Annotated in this window: 7 protein-coding genes, 2 tRNA genes and 3 rRNA genes; 6 read left to right on the top strand and 6 right to left on the bottom strand. The window is 44.3% G+C overall.

Translation table 11 applies throughout. The annotated features are described in order from the left end of the window. Positions 1-43: 43 nt before the first annotated feature. Both metI and metN read right to left on the bottom strand, forming a co-directional pair. Positions 44-697 (bottom strand): methionine ABC transporter permease MetI, encoded by a 654-nt coding sequence (gene metI / locus JI723_RS15630; protein WP_070927394.1) that lies wholly within the window; start codon positions 695-697, stop codon positions 44-46. Further along, on the bottom strand, positions 690-1721 hold the full coding sequence (gene metN, locus JI723_RS15625; RefSeq protein ID WP_272580641.1) for a methionine ABC transporter ATP-binding protein MetN: 1032 nt from the start codon (positions 1719-1721) through the stop codon (positions 690-692). The genes metI and metN overlap by 8 nt, the downstream gene beginning before the upstream one ends. A gap of 170 nt (positions 1722-1891) precedes the next feature. On the opposite strand from metN, the gene gmhB reads away from it, so the two are divergent. From gmhB to rrf, 6 genes are all read left to right on the top strand, one after another. Continuing rightward, positions 1892-2458, top strand: a complete 567-nt coding sequence (gmhB, locus tag JI723_RS15620; protein ID WP_070927399.1) for a D-glycero-beta-D-manno-heptose 1,7-bisphosphate 7-phosphatase — start codon at positions 1892-1894, stop codon at positions 2456-2458. A 555-nt stretch (positions 2459-3013) separates the two neighbouring features. Beyond that, a 16S ribosomal RNA gene (locus tag JI723_RS15615) occupies positions 3014-4553 on the top strand. Between the two features lie 67 nt (positions 4554-4620). Then, positions 4621-4697, top strand: a tRNA-Ile gene (locus JI723_RS15610). Between the two features lie 135 nt (positions 4698-4832). Then, positions 4833-4908, top strand: a tRNA-Ala gene (locus JI723_RS15605). A 226-nt stretch (positions 4909-5134) separates the two neighbouring features. Continuing rightward, positions 5135-8039, top strand: a 23S ribosomal RNA gene (locus JI723_RS15600). Between the two features lie 139 nt (positions 8040-8178). After that, positions 8179-8294 (top strand): 5S ribosomal RNA (gene rrf / locus JI723_RS15595). The 16S, 23S and 5S rRNA genes sit together here with 2 tRNA genes alongside, the layout of an rRNA operon. A 119-nt stretch (positions 8295-8413) precedes the next feature. Here rrf and JI723_RS15590 read toward each other — a convergent pair. The 4 genes from JI723_RS15590 to JI723_RS15575 form a co-directional block, all read right to left on the bottom strand. Further along, positions 8414-8761, bottom strand: a complete 348-nt coding sequence (locus JI723_RS15590) for a YfiM family lipoprotein (RefSeq protein WP_070925092.1) — start codon at positions 8759-8761, stop codon at positions 8414-8416. A 63-nt stretch (positions 8762-8824) separates the two neighbouring features. Beyond that, entirely contained in the window at positions 8825-10180 is a 1356-nt protein-coding gene (gene pssA, locus JI723_RS15585; RefSeq protein WP_272581396.1) for a CDP-diacylglycerol--serine O-phosphatidyltransferase, read from the bottom strand. A 280-nt stretch (positions 10181-10460) separates the two neighbouring features. Next, positions 10461-13106, bottom strand: coding sequence for a bifunctional acetate--CoA ligase family protein/GNAT family N-acetyltransferase (locus JI723_RS15580; RefSeq protein WP_337979549.1), 2646 nt, complete (start codon positions 13104-13106; stop codon positions 10461-10463). 296 nt (positions 13107-13402) lie between these two features. Beyond that, on the bottom strand, positions 13403-14116 hold the full coding sequence (locus JI723_RS15575) for a tRNA-uridine aminocarboxypropyltransferase (protein WP_272581394.1): 714 nt from the start codon (positions 14114-14116) through the stop codon (positions 13403-13405).

Here is a 14116-nt window from a genome sequence, read left to right as displayed (position 1 = left end):
ACGCTTTCTTTATAGCACCTCAATGGCGCTGCTATTTTACGGACTATTTATGTGACACTTTTTTCATTAAATATTCACCGGTAAATTGTATGATGAATACTAAGATAATTAACAACACAAGTACGGTATTCATGACTAATGGGTTATAGGTGTAATAACCATATTGCATTGCTATCTGACCTAAACCACCTGAACCGACAGCACCACCCATCGCAGAATAACCAACTAACATAATGAGTGTGATAGTTGCTGCATTGATGATCCCCGGTAATGATTCAGGTAACAGAATTTTGCGAATAATTTGCAGTGGTGTTGCTCCCATCGCTCTTGAAGCTTCAATTAAACCGCTTGGAACTTCTAATAAGGTATTTTCAACCATACGAGCGATAAATGGGATCGCACCGACAGTTAGTGGAACAATCGCTCCTTCAATACCAATTGCAGAGCCAACTAAGAATTTAGTAAATGGGCTGATCCAAACTAAAAGAATAATAAATGGAATCGAACGGAAAATATTCACTATCGCTGAAATGACAGCATATAGCGCCTTATTTTCCATGACTTGCCCTTTACGAGTCACATACAGTAGAACGCCAGTTGGTACGCCCATGATAAAACCGAGGATTGCCGAAACGAAAGTCATAATAATAGTATCAATCGTTCCCGATATAAGCAGTGAAATCATTCCCTCAGACATAACCTAAAACCTCTACTTTGACATGATGCTCTTTCAAAAATTCAATTGTTGCTTCAACTCCACCATTAACACCATGCAATTCAGCTAACATAACACCAAATTTCACGCCGCCTGCATAGTCAATTTGAGAGCTCAATATGTTGATATCAATGTCAAATTTACGAACCGCCATAGAAATTAACGGGGCATCAACAGATTGACCTGTAAATTCTAATTTTAATAATGGCGATAAATCTGCACTAGGTTCGCTTTTTAATTGCGCTTTATAGTCGTCAGGAATATCAATAACCAACGTAGATTTGATAAATTCTTGAGCAACTGGTGTTTTAGGGTGAGAGAATACTTCACTCACTTTATCTTGTTCTATTAATTGACCACCGCTAATCACGGCGACCTGATCACAAATACGTTTCACTACATCCATTTCATGGGTGATCAATAAGATTGTTAATCCTAAACGACGGTTAATATCTTTCAATAATTCAAGAATAGAACGTGTTGTTGCTGGATCAAGTGCACTAGTTGCTTCATCACACAATAAAACTTTTGGTGAGTTTGCTAAAGCGCGTGCAATAGCGACACGTTGTTTTTGACCGCCGGATAAATTAGCAGGATAAGCATCCTTTTTATCGGTTAAGCCAACAAGCTCAAGTAATTCATCGACGCGAGTTTTAATTTTTTCTTTAGGTGTATTATCTAATTCAAGTGGAAGAGCCACGTTGTCAAATACATTTCGTGATGATAATAAGTTAAAGTGCTGGAAAATCATGCCAATACCACGGCGAGCTTTCGTCAACGCTTTTTCAGGTAAGGCACTTAAGTCTTGCCCATCAACAATGACTTGGCCTGATGTTGGGCGCTCAAGCATGTTTACACAACGAATCAGTGTACTTTTGCCTGCACCTGATGCGCCAATCACGCCATAAATTTGCCCAGCAGGAACGTGCAGGCTAATATTAGTGAGTGCCTGAATGTTACGGCTTCCTTGTTGGAAAACTTTATTAATATTTGAGAGCTTTATCATTTATTTCTTCTAAATATATAGGAATCAATTTTTAGATATCTAAATCTAATATGCTTGGATGTTAAGGCGTCTAGACGTCTAAGTCAATAAAGTTTGATTTATTTATTCTATTCTCATTTATTTTCTTTTCATGAGATACTAAAAGTACATTTAGTTTGAGGAGTGAATCGGTGAGCAAAGGTATACCTGCGATCTTTTTAGATAGAGATGGCACAATCAATATTGACCATGGCTATGTACATAAAATAGATGACTTTCAATTTATTGATGGTGCAATTGAAGCGATGGCTGAATTAAAAAACATGGGTTATGCATTAGTTGTTGTCACTAACCAGTCAGGTATCGGTAGAGGCATTTATTCTGAAGATAGCTTTATGCAGCTAACCGAGTGGATGGATTGGTCTCTGGCAGACCGTGGTGTTGATCTTGATGGTATCTATTTCTGCCCGCATCACCCAGATGCGAAAGAAGAGGAATATCGACAAGACTGTAATTGCCGTAAACCAAAACCAGGAATGTTATTAGACGCGCAAGCATTTCTGAATATTGATATGGCATCTTCTATTATGGTTGGCGATAAGCTCGCAGACATGCAAGCGGGTAAAGCGGCAAATGTTGGTACAACTATTCTCGTTAAAAGTGGTGAAACAGTAACTGATGAAGCTATCGCAGCTGCTGATTTAGTCATAGAAAGCATCGCAGAACTGCCTAAAGCGGTTAAAAATATCAAAAAATAGGCGTTTTGGGTGATATATCAGCAACTGAAAAATTTTTTTAAAAAAACACTTGCTAGAATTTTCTGACTCCCTATAATGCGCCTCCACTGACCGACGATGAGCTGACACGAAATGTGATGGCAAGCCCAAAGGGGATAACCCAAAAGGCATTACGAAGGCAGCGAGAGATTCTGAAAAGAATAAGCGAAAAAAAAGCTTGACTCTCGATGAGGAAAGCGTATTATACGCCACCTCGCGACAACGACCTAAACGGTTAATATCGAAAGATAAAGTCGCAACGCTCTTTAACAATTTATCAGACAATCTGTGTGGGCACTCACAAGACACTATCAAAAAATATTTGATTTTAAAGTCTTGAAGAGTGACTAACACGTTAATTCATATATATGAAATAAGGTAGTAACGCTTATTTTGGAAGGGTAACGCGAAAGCAAGCAGCGATGAGCCGAGACAGTACTTAGGTACGGCGAGGTGAAGCGATGTGCGGCTGACAAAGTTAGCCGAACAAAAGAACGTTACGGTCAGTAAGACATTCTTTGAGCATCAGACTACTTTTAATTGAAGAGTTTGATCATGGCTCAGATTGAACGCTGGCGGCAGGCCTAACACATGCAAGTCGAGCGGTAACAGGGGAAGCTTGCTTCTCGCTGACGAGCGGCGGACGGGTGAGTAATGTATGGGGATCTGCCCGATAGAGGGGGATAACTACTGGAAACGGTGGCTAATACCGCATAATCTCTTAGGAGCAAAGCAGGGGAACTTCGGTCCTTGCGCTATCGGATGAACCCATATGGGATTAGCTAGTAGGTGGGGTAATGGCTCACCTAGGCGACGATCCCTAGCTGGTCTGAGAGGATGATCAGCCACACTGGGACTGAGACACGGCCCAGACTCCTACGGGAGGCAGCAGTGGGGAATATTGCACAATGGGCGCAAGCCTGATGCAGCCATGCCGCGTGTATGAAGAAGGCCCTAGGGTTGTAAAGTACTTTCAGTCGGGAGGAAGGCGTTGATGCTAATATCATCAACGATTGACGTTACCGACAGAAGAAGCACCGGCTAACTCCGTGCCAGCAGCCGCGGTAATACGGAGGGTGCAAGCGTTAATCGGAATTACTGGGCGTAAAGCGCACGCAGGCGGTTGATTAAGTTAGATGTGAAATCCCCGGGCTTAACCTGGGAATGGCATCTAAGACTGGTCAGCTAGAGTCTTGTAGAGGGGGGTAGAATTCCATGTGTAGCGGTGAAATGCGTAGAGATGTGGAGGAATACCGGTGGCGAAGGCGGCCCCCTGGACAAAGACTGACGCTCAGGTGCGAAAGCGTGGGGAGCAAACAGGATTAGATACCCTGGTAGTCCACGCTGTAAACGATGTCGATTTGGAGGTTGTGCCCTTGAGGTGTGGCTTCCGGAGCTAACGCGTTAAATCGACCGCCTGGGGAGTACGGCCGCAAGGTTAAAACTCAAATGAATTGACGGGGGCCCGCACAAGCGGTGGAGCATGTGGTTTAATTCGATGCAACGCGAAGAACCTTACCTACTCTTGACATCCAGAGAATTTAGCAGAGATGCTTTAGTACCTTCGGGAACTCTGAGACAGGTGCTGCATGGCTGTCGTCAGCTCGTGTTGTGAAATGTTGGGTTAAGTCCCGCAACGAGCGCAACCCTTATCCTTTGTTGCCAGCGATTCGGTCGGGAACTCAAAGGAGACTGCCGGTGATAAACCGGAGGAAGGTGGGGATGACGTCAAGTCATCATGGCCCTTACGAGTAGGGCTACACACGTGCTACAATGGCGTATACAAAGAGAAGCGACCTCGCGAGAGCAAGCGGAACTCATAAAGTACGTCGTAGTCCGGATTGGAGTCTGCAACTCGACTCCATGAAGTCGGAATCGCTAGTAATCGTAGATCAGAATGCTACGGTGAATACGTTCCCGGGCCTTGTACACACCGCCCGTCACACCATGGGAGTGGGTTGCAAAAGAAGTAGGTAGCTTAACCTTCGGGAGGGCGCTTACCACTTTGTGATTCATGACTGGGGTGAAGTCGTAACAAGGTAACCGTAGGGGAACCTGCGGTTGGATCACCTCCTTACCATTGAAGTGTTTTTGTGAAGTGCTCACACAGATTGTCTGATGAAATAGAGTCAACGGTATCATATAGGCTTGTAGCTCAGGTGGTTAGAGCGCACCCCTGATAAGGGTGAGGTCGGTGGTTCAAGTCCACTCAGGCCTACCAAAATCGAATGAATGCTACGTTGTATCTCAGCTCGTTTACCTAGTGTAAACGTCGCTAAGCTACGCCTTGCCTTAATTCGATTTCGTTTTTAATCACACCGATTAAAGACGGCGATGATACTGTCAAACCTGTTATGGGGCTATAGCTCAGCTGGGAGAGCGCCTGCCTTGCACGCAGGAGGTCAGCGGTTCGATCCCGCTTAGCTCCACCATAATACTTTTGAATTATTCAGAATAGATTAGTTAATTAAATAGTCTATTGCGAATAATTATGCTCTTTAACAATCTGGAACAAGCTGAAAATTGAAAACAACGCACATTGTTTATCGCTTAAACAATGTGAGAGTCTCTCAAAAATCTCAACTTGAAGATGTCGTCAACAGACAGAAACCGTCGGGTTTCATGTCGACTGACAAAAAAGACACCTTCGGGTTGTGAGGTTAAGCGACTAAGCGTACACGGTGGATGCCTAGGCAATCAGAGGCGATGAAGGACGTGCTAATCTGCGATAAGCGTCGGTAAGGTGATATGAACCGTTATACCCGACGATTTCCGAATGGGGAAACCCAGTGCAATTCGTTGCACTATCGTTTGATGAATACATAGTCAAACGAAGCGAACCGGGGGAACTGAAACATCTCAGTACCCCGAGGAAAAGAAATCAACCGAGATTCCCCTAGTAGCGGCGAGCGAACGGGGAGCAGCCCAGAGTCTTAATCAGCATCAGCATCAGGAGAACGGTCTGGAAAGTCCGGCAGTAAAGGGTGATAGCCCCGTATCCGAAGGTGTTGGTGTTGTGAACTCGACGAGTAGGGCGGGACACGTGTTATCCTGTCTGAATATGGGGGGACCATCCTCCAAGGCTAAATACTCCTGATTGACCGATAGTGAACCAGTACCGTGAGGGAAAGGCGAAAAGAACCCCGGCGAGGGGAGTGAAATAGAACCTGAAACCGTGTACGTACAAGCAGTGGGAGCACCTTCGGGTGTGACTGCGTACCTTTTGTATAATGGGTCAGCGACTTATATTCTGTAGCAAGGTTAACCGTATAGGGGAGCCGTAGGGAAACCGAGTCTTAACTGGGCGAATGAGTTGCAGGGTATAGACCCGAAACCCGGTGATCTAGCCATGGGCAGGTTGAAGGTTGGGTAACACTAACTGGAGGACCGAACCGACTAATGTTGAAAAATTAGCGGATGACTTGTGGCTGGGGGTGAAAGGCCAATCAAACCGGGAGATAGCTGGTTCTCCCCGAAAGCTATTTAGGTAGCGCCTCGTGAACTCATCTTCGGGGGTAGAGCACTGTTTCGACTAGGGGGTCATCCCGACTTACCAACTCGATGCAAACTACGAATACCGAAGAATGTTATCACGGGAGACACACGGCGGGTGCTAACGTTCGTCGTGAAGAGGGAAACAACCCAGACCGCCAGCTAAGGTCCCAAAGTCATGGTTAAGTGGGAAACGAAGTGGGAAGGCTCAGACAGCCAGGATGTTGGCTTAGAAGCAGCCATCATTTAAAGAAAGCGTAATAGCTCACTGGTCGAGTCGGCCTGCGCGGAAGATGTAACGGGGCTAAACCATGCACCGAAGCTGCGGCAGCGACATTTAGATGTTGTTGGGTAGGGGAGCGTTCTGTAAGCCTGCGAAGGTGTGCTGTGAGGCATGCTGGAGGTATCAGAAGTGCGAATGCTGACATAAGTAACGATAATGCGGGTGAAAAACCCGCACGCCGGAAGACCAAGGGTTCCTGTCCAACGTTAATCGGGGCAGGGTGAGTCGACCCCTAAGGCGAGGCAGAAATGCGTAGTCGATGGGAAACAGGTTAATATTCCTGTACTGGTGATAATTGCGATGGGGGGACGGAGAAGGCTAGGCTATCCGGGCGACGGTTGTCCCGGTTTAAGGATGTAGGCAGGTGAATTAGGCAAATCCGGTTCACTACATGCTGAGGTCTGATGACGAGTCACTACGGTGATGAAGTAGCTCATGCCCCGCTTCCAGGAAAAGCCTCTAAGCTCTAGATTATCATTAATCGTACCCCAAACCGACACAGGTGGTCAGGTAGAGAATACTCAGGCGCTTGAGAGAACTCGGGTGAAGGAACTAGGCAAAATGGTGCCGTAACTTCGGGAGAAGGCACGCTGGCGCTAGGTGAAGTGGTTTACCCATGGAGCTGAAGCCAGTCGCAGATACCAGCTGGCTGCAACTGTTTATTAAAAACACAGCACTGTGCAAACACGAAAGTGGACGTATACGGTGTGACGCCTGCCCGGTGCTGGAAGGTTAATTGATGGGGTTATCCGTAAGGAGAAGCTCTTGATCGAAGCCCCAGTAAACGGCGGCCGTAACTATAACGGTCCTAAGGTAGCGAAATTCCTTGTCGGGTAAGTTCCGACCTGCACGAATGGCGTAATGATGGCCAGGCTGTCTCCACCCGAGACTCAGTGAAATTGAACTCGCTGTGAAGATGCAGTGTACCCGCGGCAAGACGGAAAGACCCCGTGAACCTTTACTATAGCTTGACACTGAACATTGAGCCTTGATGTGTAGGATAGGTGGGAGGCTTTGAAGTGTGGACGCCAGTCTGCATGGAGCCAACCTTGAAATACCACCCTTTAATGTTTGATGTTCTAACGTTGCCCCGTGATCCGGGGTGCGGACAGTGTCTGGTGGGTAGTTTGACTGGGGCGGTCTCCTCCCAAAGAGTAACGGAGGAGCACGAAGGTTGGCTAAGCATGGTCGGACATCATGCGGTTAGTGCAAAGGCATAAGCCAGCTTGACTGCGAGAGTGACGGCTCGAGCAGGTACGAAAGTAGGTCTTAGTGATCCGGTGGTTCTGAATGGAAGGGCCATCGCTCAACGGATAAAAGGTACTCCGGGGATAACAGGCTGATACCGCCCAAGAGTTCATATCGACGGCGGTGTTTGGCACCTCGATGTCGGCTCATCACATCCTGGGGCTGAAGTAGGTCCCAAGGGTATGGCTGTTCGCCATTTAAAGTGGTACGCGAGCTGGGTTTAGAACGTCGTGAGACAGTTCGGTCCCTATCTGCCGTGGGCGTTGGAAGATTGAAAGGGGCTGCTCCTAGTACGAGAGGACCGGAGTGGACGCACCACTGGTGTTCGGGTTGTCATGCCAATGGCATTGCCCGGTAGCTAAGTGCGGAAGAGATAACCGCTGAAAGCATCTAAGCGGGAAACTTGCCTTGAGATGAGTCTTCCCTGACTCTTTAAGGGTCCTAAAGGAACGTTTAAGACTAAGACGTTGATAGGCTGGGTGTGTAAGCGTAGCGATACGTTGAGCTAACCAGTACTAATGAACCGTGAGGCTTAACCTGACAACACCGAAGGTGTTTTAGAGAGATTGAGTTGTTTTTGGGCAGTGAGAAGCCGAAAGGTGAAGGACACGCAGCTTGTTTGAGATTGAGGTTCTGGTTTGCGTTGAGATAACTGCAAACGGGAACGAAACAGAATTTGTCTGGCGGCAATAGCGCGGTGGTCCCACCTGACCCCATGCCGAACTCAGCAGTGAAACGCCGTAGCGCCGATGGTAGTGTGGGGTCTCCCCATGTGAGAGTAGGGAACTGCCAGACATTAAATTAGTGAAGAAGCCACCCATTGGGTGGCTTTTTTGCGTTTGGGAAGAAATATTTTAGCGCTTTGTGAGAAGTGATTTGGTGAGATAAAGTGCGATAAAGCTATAAAGAGATAACTATTTCATTGTGTTATACAGACTATAACCCGCGACGGCACCGGCAACATCATAAGCAAAGTCATGCCAACTCCATCCAGTACCTTCTGGTCTACTATCATATAGCTCTTTGGCTGCACCTAAAGAAACTGACAATAAAATACCAAACTGCGCAGCTTCTCGGTGTTGCCAATTTTGTCTATCTGCATAGGCATTACCAGCCATAGCCATTGCAGCTGAAAATGCAAAATGTTGTGCTTTGTCTTGGCCTGTCCAATTATCGTTTGACCAATGGAAGCCTGTACAGCCAGTTGTTATGAGTGCTAATCCAATGAATGAATATGTGAATAGCTTTTTGGGTAGTTTCATATGTATTTTGTTGAATAAAGATAGATAAAAAAAACACCACATAAGTGGTGCTTTATAAATGCTCTATAAGATACGGCTGATTAACCGATCAACTCTGATTCGTCTTAGTCGGCGGATCAGTTTTTTCACTTTGACAGGATAGGTTTGAATGCTATCTAGCTCACGATAATGATTAACCACTTTAGTATGAGTACGAATACATTCGAGCTCATGTTGGCGTTGTTCCTGCATTTCCTGATTAGGATCGTGGATCAATACCGCATTTTCGAGGTCTAGCCCCCAAGCGCGTGGATTTAAATTATTACCAGTAATAAGCTGCCATTGGTTATCTACCCACATACCCTTTAGGTGATAGGTATTATCACCATCTTTCCACAAGCGAATGGTGAGCTGTTGACTATCAATAAATTTTTGTAGGCGACTAACAAATCTGCGTAAATTGATTTCATACAGATAAGGTAAGGCGCCAATAATTTTAAATGGCTCTTCAGGTGGAATATAGAAATCGTTGGCTGTTTTATCGCCAATAATAATTTCGATCTTTTTACCTTCACGCAGTAATCGACTAATCACCCTTACTAATACCGCAGGAAGGTTAAAATAAGGGGTGCAAATTGTGAGCTTACTTTGTGTCGATCCCATCAAATGGGTAATAGTTCGGTTTAAGTCATTCTTTTTACCTAAACCCACCAAAGGTGTGACTGCTAATTCATGATTTGATGCATTACCGACAAAGCGATATGAGCCGCCCCTAAGTGTGAGACGAAATTGTTTAATGATATTCTTGAATTCAGCCGTTTTAGGTCGATTAGCAATGTTGAGTAACTGTACTGCGTCTGCTTTTAATAACGTATCATCAATAAAAGCTTTCATTGACGCAGTTAGCTGCTCATTTTTAATCAGTTGATATCTATCGTAACGGTACTTTTCATGGCGCTGCAAGTACACATCATTAATACTTGCTCCACTGTATAATAAAGTATTATCAAAAAGAAAACCTTTGAGGTGCAATACCCCTAGCGCTTCTCGTGTATTGACTGGAATACCATAAACAGGGATATCGATTTCAGGGTACTGTTGTGCTACGTCGTAGTACCAATCTGCATTGGTAGAATTCGCAGCAGCACCGATTCTGCCACGTTGTGCACGGTGCCAATCAACCAGTATTTTTATCTCTAATGATGGATTTGCTTGCTTCGCCGCATAGAGGGCATGAAGTATGTCTTTACCTGCATCATCTTGCTCTAAATATAACGCAGTGATGTAGATGTAATGCTGAGCAACGGATATTTGCTTAAGCAAAGCATCACGAAAATCTTCTGTCTTATATAGCGTTTTAACATCAGCAATCGATTGTGTCAGCTTAGGCAAATTTGCCAAGTATTGTTGATGTTTTGCTTGTTTTAATTTTGACAACATCACAGTGTGAATTTCTCTTGTTAGGTCTAATCGCAACTCGCTTTAAGTATATATACTCATCATGCTTCAAGTTGCAGCGTTTGTTGAGCTTCGCTCATTCGCGCCAGTCACATCATTTTCTGTGTTCCTAGCGTCTCATTCATTTTTCGCCTAGCTGCACCTCGAATTATTTAGAGTATAAGTGAGCGAATGATCCGTCGATGATAGCATATTTAGCCAAACCATTTAGAATAAATTAAATTTCTGTTTAATTGTTGTACAAGGTTATTACACTGATTGCTCATAAGTGTAAGGTTAAGTTTACGACACCATCTTCAAACTGCACATCAATTTCGAATCCTAATTTTTTGGCTAGGCTGATCATATTACGGTTTTCTGGCATTGTAATCGCGCTCAGCTTTTTGATCCCGTGTGAGCGAGTATAGTTTAGTAGCTTGTTCATTAATTGGTAACCAAGTGTAAGTCCTTTCATATCTGAGCGAACAAGAACCGCAAATTCTGCCTCTTGATTATCAGGATCTGCCATTGCACGAGTGACACCGATAATTTCAGGCTCAGAGTCTTGATTCTTAACGGCGACAAAGGCCATTTCACGGTCATAGTCAATCTGCGTCATATTTGCGAGATCATCATGTGTAAACTCACTGATTTCACTAAAATAGCGATAATAAAGATCTTCTTTTGTGACCCGTTCGATAAATGATTTTAGGAGAGGTTCGTCTTCAGGCAAGATAGGGCGTAGTAGGCAAGTTAAGTCATCTTTTAAACTGATCGTTTCTTCTAATTCACTTGGATAGGGGCGGATCGCGAGTCTTGATTTTGGATCCTCTTGGTTTGGTGACAATGACATTGAGACATCAAGTAGAGTAAATTCGTCACCTGAAGCGAGTAGCGGATGGATATCAAGCCGAGAAATATTTGGGCAATCAATAATTAAATTGGAAACTCTCACTAATAAGCTTGCGAGTCCTGGGATATTTAAAAGCGCTAGCGCACTGCGTGATTTTATTTTATAGCCTTTAATAGCTTGAATAACTAAATAGCGAGCTAAGGCTAAATTTAATGGTGGTAAAGCAACAGCGGCTTGGCTTTCTTGTTGCCATTCGATACCGCCTTCACCAAGCATAATTAACGGTCCAAATATAGGATCCAGTTCAACGGCAATGCGCAGTTCTTGAGCACCAGCTCGGTTAGCCATACTTTGAACCAGTAAGCCCTCGACCCTTGCCTGAGGGAAATTCGTTGATACACGGTCAATAATCGCCTTAGCGGCTTCACCAACCTCTTTAGCATTACGTAAATAGAGCATAACCCCTTGTACTTCTGATTTATGCACGATATCAGGAGAACGTAACTTCAATGCGACGGGATAACCGATTTTTTCTGCTATCTCAATCGCTTCATCGCTAGAATAGGCGATCCAAGTTGGTAAACTGTTCAGCCCATAAGCTTGCAAAATTGGTTGAACTTCATGGGTATCTAAATGCAAATTGTTATTTTGCAATGCTTGTTGAATGTAATCATGTGCTTGTTGAGTATTCGCTGTAATACCGATAGGCAGAGCGGGGGTTTCTTTTAACTGTTTTTGGTTCCTACGATACTCAACCATATGCATATAAGCAGTTATAGCACCTTCTGGTGTACGGTAAGTTGGAATACCTGCTTCACTAAATAAACGGCGTGAGGTTTGTGATGAGTATTCGCCACACCAGTTAGTGAGTATTGTTAGCCATTTCCCTCTTGGGTGCTGTTTAATGGTTTTAATGATTTTTTCAGCCATGCCTTTACTTTCAGTGATGGCACTTGGCGTATAAATGAGTAATAGCGCATCATGATCATGGCTATCTAGCATTTTATTCAATACGCTAATGTAGCGATCAAGTGTTGCATCATCGCCTAAATCAATAGGATTTTGCGTTGATAGATCGAGGGGCAGAAGGGCGCTAAGTTCGGTTTGTGTTTCTTGGCCTAAAGTCGCTAGCTTACCATTGCGTTGTAATAATTCATCGAGTGCCATCGCAGCGGGTGCGGCACCATTACTGATGATTGATAAGCGTTCACCTCTTAAGGGGGTCATGTGGCTCAATGTTTCAACAGCTGAAAACATTTCATGAGTATCTTGAACTCGCAGAAGGCCGGCTCGCTGAATGGCAGCATCATAGGCAGCATCTAAGCTTGGTTTTTCGCCAAGTAACTGTTGTGCTTTACGGGTTCGACCACTTTTAACCACTAATATAGGTTTATTGCGCGATGCGCTGCGTGAAGCAGAAAGGAAGCGCCGTGCATCACTAATGCTTTCAAGATAGAGCAAAATAGCACTCGTTTTACTATCGCGCGCGAGGTAATCCAAAAGATCGTCGATATCAATATCGATACGATCACCAAGTGCAATAAAGTAGGAAAAACCGATTTCACGATGGCGAGCCCAATCTAAAACGGTATTAGACACTGCCGCTGATTGAGAAATAAAAGCCAATTTACCTTTTAAGATAGGGATTGGTGAGAAGCTCGCATTTAAGCCTTGCCATGGCGCTAAGATACCTAGGCTATTTGGGCCTAACAGCCTAATTTGATATTGATGAGCAATTTTTTTGAGTTCAGCAAATTGAATTGAGGGCGATGATAAAATAATCACCACTTTACAGCCATATTCGCCTAGTTGCCTTAAGCATTCTGGGTTTTTGGCATGGTGGGTACAAATTACAGCCAAGTCAGGTTTTAACGGTAATTTATCAATACTTGGATAAGCGAGTACCCCAAGAATAGAGCTACGGTTTGGGTTAACGGGGAGTATTGGTCCTTTGAAGCCACTGGTTAACAAATTTTTCATCATTACCGAGCCTGCTCGATTTGGATCTTCTGATGCACCAATGACCGCAATTGATTTTGGTCTAAATAAAGACTCTAACTGACTCACTAAACCCATGGTAGATCACCTTTTGCTTTGGTGAGCGAACATACCGCCCTATCAATATTGTGAGATATATCCTCTAATTTATTTCAGATGCAGGTGGATGAAGAGCATATATAGGTTATGTGACTCGGCTAGCTGAGCACAGTCAACACCGCTGCATCTTGAAGTATGACGAGTATACTATGCCGTATCTCTCTAGTTGTGCCAGTTTATCAGTGGAATTATCTAATGATGTTCACGTTTTCTATTGTTGATTATCTTAAAATTGCATATTTATCACGATAGTTATGGAAAATCGCATTGATACGCTACTCACAATGAGTTAACTGTTTTTCAGCTTGTCGCATTTGAGCCAACGGGTGGTGCGGTTTACCTTCTAGATACTTGTCTCTAAATAGATTGAAATGACTAAAGAGTTGTTGAGAGGCCAATGTATCGCCGGCAAGTTCTAAGAGGGTTGCGGCCACTTCGGCAGTACAGTGTTGTTCTTCCTTTGATGGAGTGCGCAGTAAGTAATCTGTTCTTGCTTTGGTGTTAATAGAAAGTACAGGGATATTATCGAGATAAGGGCTTTTACGAAACATTTTACGTGCCTCTGGCCATGTACCATCTAATAGAATAAATAATGGGGGTTTGTCAGAGATAGTCGGTTGATTAACCACTTTCCGTCCAGATTGGGCGTAACTTTCGGGAAAAATGAGATAAGGCTGTCGAGTTGGATCTTGTAAAACTGCAAGTAATCGCGAATCGGGTTCAGTTCTCGACCATTGAAAAGCTAAAGTGTCTGGCATGACATCTGCAATCAATTTACCAGTATTACTTGGTTTAAAGACTTCACCATCGAACATGATCAAGCAAAATTGGCTTTTCGCTTCGGTAGAGACTATATGCTGGCAAAGGCACTGTGGTGTAGGCAATAAACAGTACTGGCAGCGTTTAACTCGACAACCTCTTGCTTTAAAAGGTTTAGTTGATAGTAGTAGGCGTTGTTGGCGTAGAGCATAAACGGCGTTAGGGGTCAT

The sequence above is a fragment of the Providencia manganoxydans genome (genome assembly GCF_016618195.1).
GTDB lineage: Bacteria > Pseudomonadota > Gammaproteobacteria > Enterobacterales > Enterobacteriaceae > Providencia > Providencia manganoxydans.
This window is presented reverse-complemented; position numbering and strand designations above follow the sequence as displayed.

Bases quoted from the DNA above. Each gene is read 5' to 3' on its own strand.
- metI (WP_070927394.1), bottom strand. From the start codon at position 697: ATGTCTGAGGGAATGATTTCACTGCTTATATCGGGAACGATTGATACT.
- metN (WP_272580641.1), bottom strand. From the start codon at position 1,721: ATGATAAAGCTCTCAAATATTAATAAAGTTTTCCAACAAGGAAGCCGT.
- JI723_RS15590 (WP_070925092.1), bottom strand. From the start codon at position 8,761: ATGAAACTACCCAAAAAGCTATTCACATATTCATTCATTGGATTAGCA.
- pssA (WP_272581396.1), bottom strand. From the start codon at position 10,180: ATGTTGTCAAAATTAAAACAAGCAAAACATCAACAATACTTGGCAAAT.
- JI723_RS15580 (WP_337979549.1), bottom strand. From the start codon at position 13,106: ATGGGTTTAGTGAGTCAGTTAGAGTCTTTATTTAGACCAAAATCAATT.
- JI723_RS15575 (WP_272581394.1), bottom strand. From the start codon at position 14,116: ATGACCCCTAACGCCGTTTATGCTCTACGCCAACAACGCCTACTACTA.